Annotated in this window: 12 protein-coding genes and 1 riboswitch; of the genes, 4 read left to right on the forward strand and 8 right to left on the reverse strand. The window is 74.8% G+C overall.

The features are described from left to right. Positions 1-4: 4 nt before the first annotated feature. From ABD784_RS12485 to ABD784_RS12520, 8 genes are all read right to left on the reverse strand, one after another. Positions 5-904 (reverse strand): ABC transporter permease, encoded by a 900-nt coding sequence (locus ABD784_RS12485; RefSeq protein ID WP_344885202.1) that lies wholly within the window; start codon positions 902-904, stop codon positions 5-7. Further along, entirely contained in the window at positions 885-1,607 is a 723-nt protein-coding gene (locus ABD784_RS12490) for an ABC transporter ATP-binding protein (RefSeq protein ID WP_344885356.1), read from the reverse strand. The genes ABD784_RS12485 and ABD784_RS12490 overlap by 20 nt, the downstream gene beginning before the upstream one ends. Positions 1,608-1,711: 104 nt before the next feature. Beyond that, positions 1,712-2,821 (reverse strand): aliphatic sulfonate ABC transporter substrate-binding protein, encoded by a 1,110-nt coding sequence (locus ABD784_RS12495; protein ID WP_344885205.1) that lies wholly within the window; start codon positions 2,819-2,821, stop codon positions 1,712-1,714. After that, entirely contained in the window at positions 2,818-4,299 is a 1,482-nt protein-coding gene (locus ABD784_RS12500; protein WP_344885208.1) for a sulfate adenylyltransferase subunit 1, read from the reverse strand. The genes ABD784_RS12495 and ABD784_RS12500 overlap by 4 nt, the downstream gene beginning before the upstream one ends. Position 4,300: 1 nt before the next feature. Then, the gene (gene cysD / locus ABD784_RS12505; protein ID WP_344885211.1) at positions 4,301-5,314 is read right to left on the reverse strand and encodes a sulfate adenylyltransferase subunit CysD; all 1,014 of its coding nucleotides are present in this window, start codon (positions 5,312-5,314) and stop codon (positions 4,301-4,303) included. After that, complete coding sequence (locus tag ABD784_RS12510; protein WP_344885214.1) at positions 5,311-6,117, reverse strand: phosphoadenylyl-sulfate reductase; 807 nt, start codon at positions 6,115-6,117, stop codon at positions 5,311-5,313. Before ABD784_RS12510 ends, cysD begins: the two co-directional genes overlap by 4 nt. Continuing rightward, positions 6,114-7,841: a nitrite/sulfite reductase gene (locus ABD784_RS12515; RefSeq protein ID WP_344885217.1), complete on the reverse strand. Its 1,728-nt coding sequence runs from the start codon at positions 7,839-7,841 to the stop codon at positions 6,114-6,116. The genes ABD784_RS12510 and ABD784_RS12515 overlap by 4 nt, the downstream gene beginning before the upstream one ends. Positions 7,842-7,937: 96 nt before the next feature. Next, a complete protein-coding gene (locus ABD784_RS12520; protein ID WP_344885220.1) occupies positions 7,938-8,903 on the reverse strand; it encodes a sirohydrochlorin chelatase in 966 nt (321 codons plus the stop codon). A gap of 234 nt (positions 8,904-9,137) precedes the next feature. Beyond that, positions 9,138-9,252: riboswitch (SAM riboswitch) on the forward strand. 86 nt (positions 9,253-9,338) lie between these two features. Between ABD784_RS12520 and ABD784_RS12525 the strand changes: the two genes are divergently transcribed. The 4 genes from ABD784_RS12525 (at position 9,339) to ABD784_RS12540 (ending at position 15,561) form a co-directional block, all read left to right on the forward strand. After that, complete coding sequence (locus ABD784_RS12525) at positions 9,339-10,316, forward strand: methylenetetrahydrofolate reductase (protein ID WP_344885223.1); 978 nt, start codon at positions 9,339-9,341, stop codon at positions 10,314-10,316. A gap of 76 nt (positions 10,317-10,392) precedes the next feature. Beyond that, the gene (metE, locus tag ABD784_RS12530) at positions 10,393-12,747 is read left to right on the forward strand and encodes a 5-methyltetrahydropteroyltriglutamate--homocysteine S-methyltransferase (protein ID WP_344885226.1); all 2,355 of its coding nucleotides are present in this window, start codon (positions 10,393-10,395) and stop codon (positions 12,745-12,747) included. Positions 12,748-12,922: 175 nt separating this feature from the next. After that, positions 12,923-14,326: an O-acetylhomoserine aminocarboxypropyltransferase/cysteine synthase family protein gene (locus ABD784_RS12535; RefSeq protein WP_344885229.1), complete on the forward strand. Its 1,404-nt coding sequence runs from the start codon at positions 12,923-12,925 to the stop codon at positions 14,324-14,326. Then, on the forward strand, positions 14,323-15,561 hold the full coding sequence (locus ABD784_RS12540; RefSeq protein ID WP_344885232.1) for a cystathionine gamma-synthase: 1,239 nt from the start codon (positions 14,323-14,325) through the stop codon (positions 15,559-15,561). Before ABD784_RS12535 ends, ABD784_RS12540 begins: the two co-directional genes overlap by 4 nt. Positions 15,562-15,604 lie beyond the last annotated feature (43 nt).

Below are 15,604 nucleotides of genomic sequence, written 5' to 3' on the forward strand. Positions count from 1 at the left end.
GGGCTCATGCGGCGTCCTCCGTGCGCTTCAGGCCCCGGTCGGCGAGCAGGCGCCGCTCCCACGGGGCGAACAGGGCGAGTTCGACGGCGGCGCCGATCGCGAGGATAACCAGCACCACCAGGATGACCAGCGGCAGGTCCGCCAGGTCGCGGCCGCGCTGGAGCAGCGAGCCGACGCCGAGGCCGAGCGAGCCGCCGACCGCGATCAGCTCCGCGGCCATGAGCGAGCGCCACGAGAACGCCCACCCCTGGCGCAGGCCGGCCGCGTAGCCGGGCAGCGCGGCCGGCAGCTCGATCAGCACGATGTGCTGCAGCCGCCGCGCGCCGAGCACCCGGGAGAGGGACCGGTACTGGGCGGGGATCAGGTCGATCCCGGCGAGCAGGCCGTTGATGATGGACGGGATGGCGCCCAGCAGGATCACCGCGTAGATGGTCGCGTCCGTCAGGCCGAACACGATGATCGCCGCGGGCACCCACGCCACCGAGGGCAGCACCTGCAGGGCGGAGATGAAGGGTCCGACGGCGCGGCGCAGCCACGGGGTGTGCGCCAGCAGCAGCGCCGCCGGGGTCGCCACGACGAGGGCGATGAGGAAGCCGCTCAGGCCGCGGCCGAGCGAGGTCCCGACCGCCGCGGCGAGCGTGCCGTCGGAGAGCAGCCGCGGCAGGACCGCGGCCACGTCGACCGGGCCGGGGAAGAGGTCGTCCCGCACGGGCGTCGCCCAGGAGGCGAGCTGCCAGACGCTGAGCAGGACCAGGAGCGCGATCGTCGGGGGCAGGGCGCGGTCCGCCAGGCCACGGCCCCGCCGGCGGCGGGCGGCCGGACGGGCCGGGGCGGGCGCCGGGGCGCCGGCACCGGACGGGGCCGCCGTGCCGCGGGCGGGCCGGTCATCGAGGAGCGCTGTCATGCTTCTCCTGCTCCTTCCGGAGGGTGTCGGTCAGTTCGGCGGCGAGGGCCTCGGCCCCTGCCGGGTCGGCGCGCAGGGCGTCGGTGACGGTGCAGATCTCGGCGATGCGGCCGGGGTCCGAGGAGAGGACCACGATCCGCCCGGCGAGCCGGATGGCCTCGCGCACGTTGTGGGTGACGAAGACGATCGTCGCGCCCGTCGCCCGCCAGACGGCGTGCAGCTCGTCGTGCAGCAGGTCGCGGGTGATCGCGTCCAGGGCCGCGAACGGCTCGTCCATCAGCAGCAGTCGCCGGTCCTGCGCCAGCGCACGGGCCAGGGCCACGCGCTGGCGCATGCCGCCGGAGAGCTCGTGCGGCTTCCGGTCGTGGGCCCGGACGAGGTGCACGCTGTCCAGGAGGCGGCGGGCCCGCGGGCCCCGCTCGGCACGCGGGACACCGGCCAGCCGCAGCGCCAGCTCCACGTTCTGCTGGGCGGTCAGCCAGGGCAGCAGCGCCGAGTCCTGGAACATGAGCGCAGCACCGTCCACGGGGACGTCCACCCAGCCGGCGGTCGGCGCCGTCAGCCCCGCGAGCACGTTCAGCAGGGACGACTTACCGCAGCCGGACGCGCCGAGGATGGAGACGAACTCGCCCTCCGCGATGCCCAGGTCCAGGCCGTCGAGCACGGGCGGGCCGTCGCCGTAGCGCAGCCCCAGCCCGTGCAGCTCGACGGCGAGGCGGGCCTCGTCGGAGCCGGCGTCGGGAGTCGCTCCGGTGGGCGTGGTGCCGGCGGTGGTGATGCCGGCGGTGGTGGTGTCGGCGGCGGCGCTCACTGGCCCTCCCCCTCTCCTGCTGCGGCGGCGGCCTCGCGCCACCAGTGGTCGTCGACGAGCCCGGCGAGGTCGACGTCCCCCCAGCCCGGGGCGGTGCCGAGTGCGGCGGCCCCCTCGGCGAGCTCCGGGTACGTCCCGGCCAGCGGGTCGCCGGTGAACTCGAGCCGGCCCAGGGCGCGCCGGATCACGTCCGGGTCCAGACTGTCGCCCCCGGCCCGGACGCTCCCGTCGACGACGGTCGAGACGACGTCGTCCTCCCCCGCCCCGCCGAGCCAGGCGAGGCTGCGGGCGTGGGCGTCGGCGAGGCGCTGGACCGTCTGCGGGTGCTCGGCGGCGAAGCGCTGCGAGACCACCAGCAGGGCGGTCGGGAAGCGCCCCTCCGGCCAGAGCTCGCGCTCGTCCACGAGGACGTGGCCGCCGCTGGCCTCCAGCAGGGAGGCCCACGGCTCGGGCTGCCAGGCGGCGTCGATCTGCCCGCGCTCGAAGAGCTGGGCAACCGTGCCCGAGGTGGCGTGGCTGATCTCCACCTGGTCGGTCAGGCCGCGCTCCTCCAGGAGCGCGCGGGCGGCGAGGTCCTGCGTGTTCGCGTACTGCGGGGTGGCGATCTGCCCGCCGGCGAGGTCCTCCACCGAGTCGATCCCCTCGCGGGCCACGAGGGCGGCCCCGCCGCTGGCGGCGCCGGCGACCACCACCAGGGACTCGCCGCCGCTGGTCGCGTAGGAAGCGAGGGCCGGCGACGGGCCGAGGTAGGCCGCGTCGATCGCGCCGGCGTTGAGGGCCTCGACGGCGGCCGGGCCCGCGGTGAAGACCTGGGTCTGCAGCGCGGTGCCGTCGCGGCCGAGCTCCTCGGCGAAGAGGCCGTGCTCCACCCCGGCGAGCGCCGGGGCGTGGGTCACGGTCGGGAAGTAGCCGAGCCGCAGCGCGTCCGCCGGGCGGGCGGCCGCGCCGGAGGCCGGCGCGGCGGTCCACGGGGCGGGCACGAAGAGGCTCGTGACGGCCGCGGCCACAAGCAGCGGCACGACGGCGGCCACGGCGATCCGGGCGCGGCGCCCGGATCGCGGCGTGCCCGCGGGCGCGGCCGGGCTGTAGCGGCGGCGGGTGCTCATGCCCGGGCCGCTCCGGCCAGCTCGGGCTCGTGCGCGTCGGCGGCGTCCGCCGCCGGGTCGCCGCCCGCGAGCGGGGCCGGCTCGATCATGCCCGCGGCCAGGGTGTTGCCCTCGGCCGGGTCGATGACGAGGAACGAGCCGCCGGCGCGGCTGCGCGAGTACGCGGTCGCCGCGAGGGGCTTGGCGGTGCGCAGCCGGATCAGGCCGAGGTCGTTCAGGCCGAGGGACGTGGCCGGCTCCCGGGACAGATCGCTCAGCCGCAGGACGTTGTCCACGGCGTCGATCCGGGCCGGGACCACCTGGGTGCCGTGCTTGACCAGGACCCGCTGACCCGGCGTGAGCCGGGCGTCGGCCAGCACGCACACGGCCGCCCCGAACTCGCGGACGGCAGCGACGGCGTCGTGCGCCTCGCCGGGCTGGGACTCACCGGGCTGCGACTCGCCGGGCTCGGTCGCGGCGGGCTCGGTCGCGGCGGACTGGGTGCCGGCGGACTGCGTGGTGTCCACCTGCTCGGCGACGAGCGTGGCTCCGCGGGCGATGTCCAGGTCGGCGTCGAGCGTGACGACGACGGCCTGGCCGGCCTCGGCGCGCCCGGACTCGCCGGCCGGGGTGCGGACCCCGGTGATGCGGGCGCGGTGGCGCTGGCCGTCGTTGTAGACGGTGACGCCGTCCCCGACCGCCAGCGGGCCGTCGGAGACGGTGCCGGCGTAGCCGCGGAAATCGCGCAGCGCGTCGGCCTCGGCGGCGAGCTCCGGGGCGAGGGCGCCCTGCGGGCGCAGCACCAGCTGCACGTCGAGCCGGGCCGGGGACTCCTGTCCGCCGGCCGGGCCGGCGGGCAGCGTCTCCAGCAGGTCCAGCACGGTGGGGCCGGTGTACCAGGGGGCGGACTCCCCGCGGTCCACGACGAAGTCGCCCTGCAGGGCGCTCACCGGGACCACCCGGACCCCGGGGACGCCGAGGCGGTCGGCGACCGCCACGACGTCGTCCCGGATGGCCGCGAACGCGGCCTCGTCCCAGTCGATCAGATCCATCTTGTTGACCACGACCACGACCTGCGGCACCCCGAGGAGCCCGAGGACGCCGAGGTGCCGGCGGGTCTGCTCCACGACGCCGTTGCGGGCGTCGACGAGGACCAGGGCCGCGTGGGCGGTGGAGGCGCCGGTGACGGTGTTGCGGGTGTACTGCACGTGGCCGGGGCAGTCGGCGAGGATGAAGCTGCGCCGCGGCGTGCTGAAGTAGCGGTACGCGACGTCGATCGTGATGCCCTGCTCGCGCTCCGCGCGCAGCCCGTCGGTGACGAGCGCGAGATCCAGCGCGGGGGTGTCGCCGCCGAATCCGCGCTCGGCGGAGACCCGGCGGATGTCGTCGAGGGAGTCGGCGAGGATCGCCTTGGCGTCGTGCAGGAGGCGGCCCACGAGGGTGGACTTGCCGTCGTCGACGCTGCCGGCCGTGGCCAGGCGGAAGAGTGTGTCACTCATCTTAGAAATACCCTTCCTTCTTGCGGTCCTCCATGGCGGCGGAGGAGATCCTGTCGTCGGCGCGGGTGGCCCCGCGCTCGGTGAGCGTGCTCAGCGCCAGCTCGTCCAGCACCTCGGCGACCGTCCCGGCCGCGGAGAGCACCGCGCCGGTGCAGCTGGCGTCGCCGACGGTGCGGTAGCGGACGGTGCGCTCGGTGACGGGCTCGTCCTCGCGGGGCCGGCTGACGTCCGTCACCGCGTAGACCATGCCGTCGCGCTCGAACGTCGGGCGCTCGTGGGCGAAGTAGATCGGCGGCAGGGCGATGCCCTCGCGGTCGATGTAGGACCAGATGTCCGCCTCGGTCCAGTTGCTGATCGGGAAGGCGCGGACGTGCCCACCCGGGGCGTGGCGCCCGTTGTAGAGGCTCCACACCTCCGGGCGCTGGTTGCGCGGGTCCCAGCCGCCGAACTCGTCGCGCAGCGAGAGGATGCGCTCCTTGGCGCGGGCCTTGTCCTCGTCGCGGCGGGCGCCGCCGAAGAGCGCGTCGAACCGGTGCTCCTCGATCGTGTCCAGGAGGACCCGGGTCTGGAGGCGGTTCCGCGTGCCGTTCGCCGGCTCCACCAGGCGGCCGTCGTCGATGTAGTCCTGCACGGAGCCGACCACCAGGTCGATCCCGTACCGCTGAACCGTGGCGTCGCGGAACGCCAGGACCTCGGGGAAGTTGTGGCCGGTGTCCACGTGGACCACCGGGATCGGCACGCGGGCCGGGGAGACGGCCTTGGCCAGCAGGTGCAGGACCACCACGGAGTCCTTGCCGCCCGAGAAGAGCAGGCCGGGCCGCTCGAACTCGGCGAGCACCTCGCGGATGATGTGGATCGACTCGGACTCCAGCGCGTCCAGGTTCGCGGCGCGGTGGGCGGCGGACCGCTCGGCGGCCAGCGCGTCGTCGTCGGACGGGCGGTCCCCGGCGGACGGCGCGGCGGACGGGCTGCCGGTGGGGCTGGCGGCGCGGGGGCCGGACGTGGTGACGGTCATGGGGTGGTCTCCTCGGGACTCTCGGCGGTCGAGGCGGTGTCGGCGGCGCCGGGCGCGGCGACGTGGATGCCGCACTCGGTCTTGGCGGAGCCGGCCCAGCGGCCGGCGCGGGGATCCTCGCCGGGGGCGACCGGGCGGGTGCAGGGGCGGCAGCCGATGGACGGGTAGCCGTTGGACAGGAGCAGGTTCACGGGGACGGCGTGCTCGGCGGCGTAGTCCACGAGCTGGTCGAAGGTCCAGGTGGCGACCGGGTTGAACTTCACCAGGCCGTGGACCTCGTCGAAGGACACCAGGGGGGCGTTCGCCCGGGTGGGCGACTCCTCCCGGCGGACGCCGGTGAACCAGGCGCCGTAGCCGGCGAGGGCGTCCCTGAGCGGGTCCATCTTCCGGATCCGGCAGCACTCGCCGGGGTCCCGGGCGAAGAGGTCCTTGCCGTACTGGGACTCCTGCTCGGCGATCGTCAGCTTCGGCATGACGTCGACGATCCGGACGTCGAGGCGCCGGGCGACCTCCGCCCGCGTCGCGTGGGTCTCGTCGAAGTGGTATCCGGTCTCCAGGAAGAGGACGTCCACGCCGGGCAGCTCGGCGGCGACGAGGTGCGGGAGCACCGCGTCGGCCATGGAGCAGGCGACGGCGACGTCGCGAACCCCGAAGTGCTCGGCGGCGAAGCGGACCACGGCCTCGGCCGGGGCGTCGAACCCGAGCTGCTCGGCGCCGAGCGCGGCGATGCGCCGGAGCTCGGCCTCGCCCCGCGGCGCGGCGGGTGCGCCGGCGGTGCTCGTAGCGTTCGTGGAGAGGGTCATACCAGTTCCTCCTCGTCGACTCGGTGGGCCCAGGCGGCGAAGGACTCGCCCTCCTCGGCGGTCTCGGCATAGCGCTGCAGCAGGCCGTCGACGTAGTCCGGCAGCCGGTCGGCGGCGACCTTGAGCCCGCGCACGGTGCGTCCGAGGGTCGGCTCGTCGTCCTCGCTCGTGGCGAGGGTCCCGCCGAGGTGGACCTGGAACCCGGCGACCTGCTCGCCGTCGTCGTCCGTGATGAGCTGGCCCTTGAGGCCGATGTCCGCGGTCTGGATGCGGGCGCAGGAGTTGGGGCAGCCGTTGACGTTCAGGCTCAGCTTCCGCGGCACGCGGCCGGAGCGGTCCGCGAGGCGGCGGTCCAGCTCCCGGGCCGCGGCGGCGGCCGTGTCCTTGGTGTCGACGATCGCGAGCTTGCAGTACTCGATGCCCGTGCAGGCGATCGCCGAGCGGGAGACGAGGCCCGGGCGGGCCTCGAATCCGAGCTCGCGGGCGGCGGCGATGAACGGCTCCACCCGGTCCTCCTCGAGGTCCAGCGCGATCACCTTCTGGTGCGGCGTGGTGCGCAGCCGCTGGGACCCGTGCTCCTCGAGCAGGCGTGCGAGGCCGCTGAGCGCCGTACCGGAGACCCGGCCGACCAGCGGCGTGAGGCCGACGTAGAAGCGGCCGTCCTTCTGCCGGTGGACCCCGGAGTGGTCGCCGGGTCCGGTGGGCGCCGGGGCGGCGTCGCAGTCCGGCAGCGCGTAGCCGAGGTACTCGTCCTCGAGGACCTGCCGGAACTTCTCCGGCCCCCAGTCGGCGAGGAGGAACTTGAGGCGGGCACGGTTGCGCAGGCGGCGGAACCCGTAGTCGCGGAAGATCGAGGTGACGCCCTCCCAGACGTCGGGGGCGGCGTCCTCGCCGACGAAGACGCCGAGCCGCTCGCCGAGGCGGGGCGCGGCGGAGAGCCCGCCGCCGACCCAGAGGTCGTAGCCGGGGCCGTGCTCCGGGTGGACCACGCCGACGAGGCCGAAGTCGTTGATCTCGTGCACCACGTCCTGGCTCGGGTGGCCGGTGATCGCCGTCTTGTACTTGCGCGGCAGGTTGGAGAACTCGGGGTTGCCGACGTAGCGGCGCGCGATCTCGGCGATGACCGGGGTCGGGTCGATGATCTCCTCGGCGGCGATGCCGGCGACCGGCGAGCCGAGGATCACGCGCGGCACATCGCCGCAGGCCTCGGTGGTGCTCAGGCCGACGGACTCGAGCCGGCGCCAGATCTCCGGCACGTCGCGGACGTCGATCCAGTGCAATTGGATGTTCTGGCGGTCGGTGACGTCGGCGGTGTCGCGGGCGAACTCGGTGGAGATCCCGCCGATGACCTCGAGCTGCTCGGTGGTCAGGGCGCCGCCGTCGATGCGGACGCGGAGCATGAAGTACTCGTCCTCGAGCTCGTGCGGCTCGAGCGTGGCGGTCTTGCCGCCGGGGATCCCCTGCTTGCGCTGGGTGTAGAGGCCCCACCAGCGGAACCGGCCGTGGAGGTCCTCGGGTTCGATCGACGCGAAGCCGCCGTGGGCGTAGACGTTCTCGATGCGCTCACGGACGTTCAGACCGTTGTCCGCGGCCTTCATCTCCTCGTTGGCGTTCAGCGGCTCGGTGCCGTCGATCTTCCACTGGCCGTTGGGCTTGGCGGAGCGTCGGCCGGCGGTGCCGCCAGCAGCCGCTTTCCGTGGGATGCGTTCCGTCACTTGAGTCATGGATCGACCGTAGGGCCACCGGCGGGCGGGGCGGCAGGCGTGCTACCGGAGGTGAATGCACGTTGCGCCGGCCCCGTGACAAAACGTCTCGCGACGTCACGAACGGTCCGTGCGCAGCCCCTCGAGCACCGTTTCGACGAGACATTCGGTCAACATGGCGGCGGATGACGCCTCCGGTGACAGCAGCGGGGGGCTGACGTACTGTGCCCCGGTCGCCCGGAGGCGCTCCTGGAAGAACCCCTCGCCCAGCAGGACGCTCAGGACGGCGACCTCGCGTCCCTCGTCCCGGTGGCGCTTCACGACGTCGCCGATCCGCGGTTCGGCCGCCGAGCAGAACGCCGCCTCGACACGGGAGCCGAGCACGGCCGAGACGAGCTCGGCGAGCCGCAGCGCCTGCGCCCGCCCCTCCGGCCGCCGGGTGCCGGCGACGGCCAGGACCACGGCGGGCTGCTCCGGCGCCGGCGACCAGCCGAGCGTGGCCGGGGAGTCCGGTGTGGGAGGGGAGCCCGGTGTGGGAGGGGAGCCCGAGGCGGCGGGCCCGGTCTCGGGGGCGGCGGGGACCAGGGCGGCGGGGACCAGGGCGGCGGGGACCAGGGCGGCCAGCCCCCGCGCCAGCCGGAGGGCGGCGGCGCCGGCGGCGATCGGGGGCAGCGCCCCGGTGCTGGGACGCTGCACGACCGCGTCGGCGATGTCGTGGACGGTGTGGACGCCGTCGCAGACGAGCATCGGCAGGACCACGGCGGTCTCCCCCGCGGGCAGCGCCGCCAGGACGTCGCCCAGCCGCGGCTGCTGCACGTCCACGTAGGCCTCGTGGACCCGCACCCGGACGGCGGAGCCCGCGAGCGCCTGGCGCAGCCGGTCCTCGACGCCGGCGCGGAGCCCGTCGATCATCCCGCGGCCCTCGGGGGAGTCGGTGCCGTGGGCGACCGCGACGACGTGCACGACGCCCCGGCCGTTCCCGCCGGACGCCGGGAGGCCAGCGTGGGGCGCCGGGGGCTCCCAGCGCGGGTCCTCCCGGGGCCCTCGGCTCGGAGCGGTCGGGTGCGGATCTCGATGCTGCATGGGTGCAACCTACCGAGCGATCCGGGCCCGGGCCGCACCCGGGTGGGGTCGGCGCGGGGCCGGGTCACGAACCGTCACACGGGCTCTTTGTGACGGCCGGAGTCCCCCTCGGCCCCGGTTCTCCGCGTCACAACTGCGATTCGAGCGTCATCGGCTTTCACATTCCCGACTGTGAAGCGCCCGGGGCGGCCGTGTTTGCCGGACCGGTGCGCCGGGCCCTTACATGGTGAGCACCACCCATCAAGAGCGGCCGAGAGATCTGGATCGACGACGCCGCAGCAACCATCCGCCTCCCCGGCATCCCGGCCGGACGACGACGGAACGGTGCTACCGCCAGAAGCGATGGAGACGCATCGACGCCACGCCCTCCGCCCGGCACCCCGGGCTGCGGTGCGGCGCCGTCGTTCCTCCTTCGCGTCAATGCGAGGAGACAGAATGAGCCTGAACCACACCGCAGCGCCGCCCCCGGCGCTGTCCTACGAGCTCTACCCGCCCCGCAACGCCGAGGCCCGCGCCCGGGCCGTGGACGTCGTCGCGGAGCTCGAGGCGAGCGGCCCCGACTACGTGTCCGTCACCTACAACGGCACGCCGGAGCGGCGCCGGGCCTCGATCGAGCTGATCGGCCACCTGATCGAGCACACCCGGCTGCGGCCGCTGGCCCATCTGACCTGCGTGGGCGAGACCCGCGACTCGCTGGACCGGCTGGTCAACCACCTGGTGGCGCTCGGCGTCCGCGGCGTCCTCGCCCTGCGCGGGGACCAGCCGGAGGGCACCGACCCGGACCACCCGGCCGCCTACGGCGAGCTGCCGTTCGCGCGCTACCTCGTGGAGCTGATCCGGGAGGTCGAGGACCGCAGGTCGGCCTCGCTCGGCGCCGGACGGCTCGCGATCGGCGTCGCCGCGTACCCGACGCGCCACCCGGAGTCCCCCTCCTTCCGGCACGACGTCGAGGTGCTGCTCGCCAAGGAGCGCGCCGGTGCGAACTTCGCGATCACGCAGATCTACTTCGACGCCGCCGACTACACCGGGCTGGTGGAGGCGGCGCGGACCGCGGGCGTCACCATCCCGATCGTCCCGGGCATCATGCCGGTCAACAACGAGCGACGGCTGCTGCGCCTCTGCGAGCTCTCCGGGCTGGCCCCGGACGAGGGCCTGCGCGCCCGCCTGGCCGACGCGGCCACGGACGCCGAGCGGCACCGCATCGGCGTCGACCACGCGGCCGGGCTGGCCCAGGCCGCGTTCGACGCCGGGGCGCCAGGGCTCCACCTCTACACCTTCAACGACGCCCGCGGGCCCCTGGACGTGGTCCGGGCCCTCGGCCTGACCGGCGCCGGCATCACCGACGCCCGCGACGGCGCCGACTACGGCGACGTGCACGCGCTCGTCGGCGCAGCCCGGCTCGCCAACGCCTGACCGCCGCCACCGAACCACCCACCGACCACCGACATCCCTTTCCCGCACCACCCTTTCCCGCACGAAGGAGCACGCCATGACCACGTTCCCCGCCGCCACCATCCTCGGCTACCCGCGCATCGGCCCGAACCGCGAGCTGAAGAAGGCCGTCGAGGCCTACTGGGCCGGCCGCATCGACGAGGCCGCCCTCGACGCGGCCTCGCACGAGCTGCAGGACCGCACCATCGACCGCCTCGTCGGCCTCGGCCTCTCCGCGACCGACTCCTCCATCCCGGCGGACTTCGCGCTCTACGACCAGGTGCTGGACACCACGGCCGCCCTCGGCGCCCTGCCGCAGCGCTTCGCCGACCTGGCCGGCACCGACGGCGAGGTCGGCACCGACGCCTACTTCACGCTGGCCCGGGGCGACAAGGAGCGCCAGCCGCTGGAGATGACCAAGTGGTTCGACACGAACTACCACTACCTGGTCCCCGAGATCGGCCCCACCACGGTCTTCCGCCCGCTGGCCGACCGCCTCGCGGGGATCGTCAAGCGCCAGTCGGCCCGCGGCAACACGCTCCGCCCGGTCCTCGTCGGCCCGGTGACCTACCTGCTGCTGTCCAAGCCGGAGGAGGGCGCCCCCGAGGGCTTCGACCCGCTGGACCGCCTGGACGACGTCGTCGCCGCCTACCGCGGCATCATCGCCCAGCTGGGCGCCGCCGGCGCCGAGTGGGTGCAGCTGGACGAGCCGGGCCTGGTCACCGAGCGTGGCAGCGCCCTGGTCCCCCTCGCGGAGCGCGCGTACCGGACCATCGCCGGCGAGCGGGAGTACGACGGCGCCGCCCGCCCGTCGCTGCTCGTCACCACCGGGTACGGCACCGCCGGCGACATCGCCGCCCCGGGCTCCGGCCTCGCGGCGCTGGCCGCGACCGGCGTCGAGGCCGTCCACGCCGACCTGATCCGCGGCGCACTGCCGACCACCGAGCAGCTCGCGAAACTCGGCGCCACCCGCCTCGTCGCCGGCATCGTCGACGGCCGCAACATCTGGCGCAACGATCTCTCCGCCTCGCTGAAGACCCTGGTGGAGCTGGAGGCCGCGGCCGCCGGCGGCCTGTCCGTGGCCACCACCACCTCGCTGCTGCACGTCCCGCACGATGTCGCCCTGGAGCAGAACCTGCCCGAGCACCTGCCGGAGTGGCTGGCGTTCGCCGACCAGAAGGTCGCCGAGGTCCTCACGCTCTCCCGCGGGCTCGTCGGCGGCCCCGCCGCCGTGGAGTCCGAGGTCGCCGCCTCCGATGCGGCGATCGCCCACCGTGCGGCGTTCGCCGGCACCCGCGTCGAGTCGGTCCGCCAGCGCCAGGCCGCGCTGACCGCGCAGGACATCGACCGCGCCCCGGCCGAGGAGCGCGCCGAGGCCCAGCGCGCCCGCCTGGACCTGCCGGACCTGCCGACCACCACCATCGGCTCCTTCCCGCAGACCGGCGAGGTCCGCAAGGCCCGCGCCGAGTTCCGCGCTGGCCGGATCACGGCCGAGCAGTACGACCAGTTCCTCAAGGACGAGATCGCCCGCGTGGTCCGGCTCCAGGAGGACCTCGGCCTCGACGTGCTGGTGCACGGCGAGCCGGAGCGCAACGACATGGTCCAGTACTTCGCCGAGAACTTCGACGGCTTCGCCGCCACGGAGAACGGCTGGGTCCAGTCCTACGGCTCCCGCTGCACCCGCCCGTCGATCCTCTGGGGCGACGTCACCCGCCCGGAGGCGTTCACGGTGCCGTGGATCAGCTACGCGCAGTCCCTGACGCAGAAGCCGCTCAAGGGCATGCTCACCGGCCCGGTGACCATCCTCGCGTGGTCCTTCGTCCGCAACGACCAGCCCCTCGGCGAGACCGCCGACCAGGTGGCCCTGGCCCTGCGCGACGAGATCGCGGACCTCGAGGCCGCCGGCATCGCGGCGATCCAGGTCGACGAGCCGGCCCTGCGCGAGCTGCTCCCGCTGCGCGCCGCCGACCAGCCGTCCTACCTGAAGTGGTCCGTGGACTCCTTCCGGCTGGCGACCTCCGGGGTGCGCACCGAGACGCAGATCCACACGCACCTCTGCTACTCGGAGTTCGGCGAGGTCATCGCCGGCATCGACGGGCTGAACGCGGACGTCACGAGCATCGAGGCGGCCCGCTCCAAGATGGAGGTCGCGGTGGACCTGGCCGAATTCGGCTACCGCCGCGGCGTGGGCCCGGGCGTCTACGACATCCACTCCCCGCGCGTGCCCTCCACGGAGGAGGTCGAGTCGCTCATCCGCACCGCCCTGGCCAACGTGCCGGTGGCGCAGCTCTGGATCAACCCGGACTGCGGCCTGAAGACGCGCGGCTACGAGGAGACCGTCGAGTCCCTGCGCAACGTGGTCGCGGCCACCGAGTCGGCCCGCGCCTCGCTGCTCGCCGAGGTCCCGGCCTAACCGGTCCCGGCCTAACCGGCCCCGGCCAGCCGCCCTCGGGAGGCCCCCGCCGGGCCTCCCCCGCGGATCGCGTGCGTCCGGCCCCTCCCCGGGGCCGGACGCACCCCGCACCCCCGTTCCATCCCCCGCCGCGGCCCGCCGGCTGCGGGAACTCAGGACCTAAGGAGCCCCTTCCATGAGTTCGACCACCACCATCCACGCCGGGTACGCCCCCGCGGGACCGCACTTCCCCGTGGCGGTCCCGGTCCACCAGACCACCGCCTACGAGTTCCCGTCCTACGCCGACGCCCGCGAGATGTTCGCCCTCACCAAGCCGGGCTTCACCTACTCGCGCACCGGCAACCCGACCGTGGCCGTGCTGGAGCAGCGCGTCGCCGAGCTCGAGGGCGGCACGGCCGCCGTCGCACTGGCGAGCGGCCAGTCCGCCGTCGCCCTGGCCCTCCTGGCGCTCCTGGGCCGCGGCGACGCCGAGCGCGCCGGGGCGGACGGGCACGACGGCGGCCCACGGACCGTGGTGGCCGCCCGCCAGCTCTACGGGGGCACCCTGGACCTGCTGACGGACACGTTCGCGGACTTCGGGTACCGGGTGGACTTCGTGGACCACCAGGACCTGGACGCCTGGCGCGCGGCGATCACGCCGCGGACGCGGGCGGTGCTGCTCGAGTCGATCACCAACCCGCTGGCCGAGCTGGCCGACGTGCCGGCGATCGCGGAGATCGCCCACGCGGCCGGCGTCCCGGTGGTCGTGGACAACACGCTCGCGACGCCGGTGCTCTACCGGCCGCTGGAGCACGGCGCGGACATCGTGGTGCACTCGGCCACCAAGTTCCTCGGCGGGCACGGCAGCGCGCTCGCGGGCGTGGTGGTGGACGGCGGCCGCTTCGACTTCGCCGCGGACCCGGCCAAGTGGCAGCAGCTCGCCGCCCCGAAGGCCCGCTACGCGGCCGGCAGCGGGGCCGGCGCGTCCCTGGTGGAGCGCTACGCGTCCTGCCCGTTCGCCGCCCTGGTGCGCAGCAAGTACCTGCACGACCTCGGCCCGGCGCTCGCACCCGACGCCGCGGCCAGCATCCTGCGCAGCATCGAGACCCTGAATCTGCGCGTCGCCCGGCACGGGGCCAACGCCCGCGCCGTGGCCGCGCACCTGGCCGGGCACCCCGCCGTCGCACGCGTCCACCACCCGGCCGTCCTGGCCGGGACGGACCCGGAGTCGACGACGGCGCGCATCGCCGCCCGCGACTACCCGCGCGGGGCCGGCTCCGTGTTCGCCTTCGACCTGGCCGTGGATCCGGACCGGGACCCGGACGCCGTCGGCCGCTTCATCGACGCCCTGGGCCTGTTCAAGCTGGTCGCCAACCTCGGGGACACCCGGTCCCTGGTGGCGCACCCGGCCGCGATGACGCACTGCCGCATGACGCGGGAGCAGCGCGCCGCCGCCGGCATCGCCGAGACCACCGTCCGGGTGTCGATCGGGCTGGAGGAGCCCGAGGACCTCGTCGCGGACCTGGATCAGGCGCTGCTGACCGTCGACGCGGCCCGCGCCGGCGACCTCGACCCACAGGAAGGACGCGTGGCCTCGTGAGCACCCCCGGATTCAACACCACGGCCATCCACGCCGGCCAGGAGCCGGACCCGCTGACCGGCGCGGTCATCCCGCCGATCTACCAGACCTCCACGTTCGTGCAGGACGGCATCAACGTGCTGCGCGCCGGCCACGAGTACTCGCGCGGCTCCAACCCGACCCGGGACGGCTTCCAGACCCAGCTCGCCGCCCTCGAGGGCGGGGCCGCCGGGTTCGCCTTCGCCTCCGGACTGGCCGCCGAGGACGCGCTGCTGCGCGGGGTGCTCCGGCCCGGCGACCACATCGTGCTCGGCGGCGACGGCTACGGCGGCACCAACCGGCTGGTCAACCACCTGCTGGGCCCGTGGGGCGTCACCAACACCGCCGTGGACATCACGGACCTCGGCGCCGTCGCCGCCGCGGTGCAGCCCGGGCGGACCGCGGTGCTCTGGCTGGAGACGCCGTCCAACCCGCTGCTGTCCATCGCGGACGTCGCCGGGTGGGCGCGGGTCGCGCACGCCGCGGACGCCCTGCTCATCGTCGACAACACGTTCGCCTCGCCCTACCTGCAGCGGCCGCTGGCGCTCGGCGCGGACGTGGTGGTCCACTCGACCACCAAGTACATCGGCGGGCACTCGGACGTCCTCGGCGGCGCCGTCGTCGTCCGCGACGGGCAGTTCCGCGGCAGGGCGCTGGCGGAGACGGTTGGCTACCAGCAGTTCGCCGGTGGCGCCGTCGCCGGGCCCCAGGACTCGTACCTGGCCGCGCGCGGGTTGAAGACCCTCGGGCTGCGCATGGAGCGGCACGGGGCCAACGCGCTGCGCGTGGCCCGGTGGGCGCAGGAGCAGCCCGGCGTGGAGCAGGTGCTGTACCCGGGGCTGGAGGACCATCCGGGGCATGCGCTGGCGGCGCAGCAGATGGACGGCTTCGGCGGCATCGTCTCGCTGCGGCTCGGGAGCGAGGCGGCGGCGCGCGCGTTCGCGGAGTCCACCCGGCTGTTCGGCCTCTCGGTCAGTCTCGGCGGGGTCGAGTCGCTCGTCTGCTACTGCTCCGAGATGACGCACGCCTCCGTGCGCGGCACCGAGCTGGCCGTGCCCACGGACCTGGTCCGGCTCTCCGTGGGCGTCGAGGACGTGGACGATCTGATCGAGGACCTCGGCCAGGCGCTGGACTGCTCGCGAGAGGCCGGCCGGGCCGCCGCGCGGCAGTCGGCCGCTGCACCCGCGGGCCATGAGACGGTGACCGCGGGCGTCTAGCGGCCACCCGGGAAGACGGAACGGCGGGCGTCCACCGAATGGT

It is taken from the genome of Zhihengliuella alba, from assembly GCF_039538765.1.
GTDB classification, from domain to species: domain Bacteria; phylum Actinomycetota; class Actinomycetes; order Actinomycetales; family Micrococcaceae; genus Zhihengliuella; species Zhihengliuella alba.

Coding starts and splice junctions, on each gene's coding strand:
- ABD784_RS12485 (WP_344885202.1), bottom strand. CDS start 904: ATGACAGCGCTCCTCGATGACCGGCCCGCCCGCGGCACGGCGGCCCCG.
- ABD784_RS12495 (WP_344885205.1), bottom strand. CDS start 2,821: ATGAGCACCCGCCGCCGCTACAGCCCGGCCGCGCCCGCGGGCACGCCG.
- cysD (WP_344885211.1), bottom strand. CDS start 5,314: ATGACCGTCACCACGTCCGGCCCCCGCGCCGCCAGCCCCACCGGCAGC.
- ABD784_RS12535 (WP_344885229.1), top strand. CDS start 12,923: ATGAGTTCGACCACCACCATCCACGCCGGGTACGCCCCCGCGGGACCG.
- ABD784_RS12510 (WP_344885214.1), bottom strand. CDS start 6,117: ATGACCCTCTCCACGAACGCTACGAGCACCGCCGGCGCACCCGCCGCG.
- ABD784_RS12520 (WP_344885220.1), bottom strand. CDS start 8,903: ATGCAGCATCGAGATCCGCACCCGACCGCTCCGAGCCGAGGGCCCCGG.
- ABD784_RS12500 (WP_344885208.1), bottom strand. CDS start 4,299: ATGAGTGACACACTCTTCCGCCTGGCCACGGCCGGCAGCGTCGACGAC.
- ABD784_RS12525 (WP_344885223.1), top strand. CDS start 9,339: ATGAGCCTGAACCACACCGCAGCGCCGCCCCCGGCGCTGTCCTACGAG.
- ABD784_RS12515 (WP_344885217.1), bottom strand. CDS start 7,841: ATGACTCAAGTGACGGAACGCATCCCACGGAAAGCGGCTGCTGGCGGC.
- metE (WP_344885226.1), top strand. CDS start 10,393: ATGACCACGTTCCCCGCCGCCACCATCCTCGGCTACCCGCGCATCGGC.